The sequence below is a fragment of the Mesorhizobium sp. M8A.F.Ca.ET.181.01.1.1 genome (assembly GCF_004792025.1).
Classification (GTDB): domain Bacteria; phylum Pseudomonadota; class Alphaproteobacteria; order Rhizobiales; family Rhizobiaceae; genus Mesorhizobium.
In genome coordinates this window covers 1-289 of sequence record NZ_SRTV01000291.1, presented here as the reverse complement: position 1 = coordinate 289, position 289 = coordinate 1, and the positions used below count along the sequence as shown (strand labels likewise).

The 289-nt window shown below is 57.8% G+C and carries 1 pseudogene; it reads right to left on the bottom strand.

Annotated elements, in window-relative coordinates:
- Nucleotides 1–155 precede the first annotated feature (155 nt).
- Nucleotides 156–289: pseudogene (locus EN824_RS36455) on the bottom strand (porin); the annotation flags it as partial.

The following is a 289-nucleotide window of genomic DNA, read 5'->3' as shown; positions in this document are numbered from 1 at the left end:
TCATCCGCCCATCAGCGGATCCCACGAAATCACACGCGGACCCTTTTCAGCTACCGTTCCCCCTGTTCCTTCTGCTTATCTTGACCCAGTCACGAAATAAGACAGCCCGGGCGCTGAAGCGCCCGGGCTGGTATTCACCTGTATAAAGCCAACCCTTAGAACGAGCGATGGAAGCGGAGCATGCCGCCGATGCTGCTCTTCTTGTCGGCATTGGTCCAGTTGGAGAAGTCGGCGTCGTCGAACTTGCCTGCATTGAGGTAGTCGACTTCGGCCGTGACCGTGAAGCCGG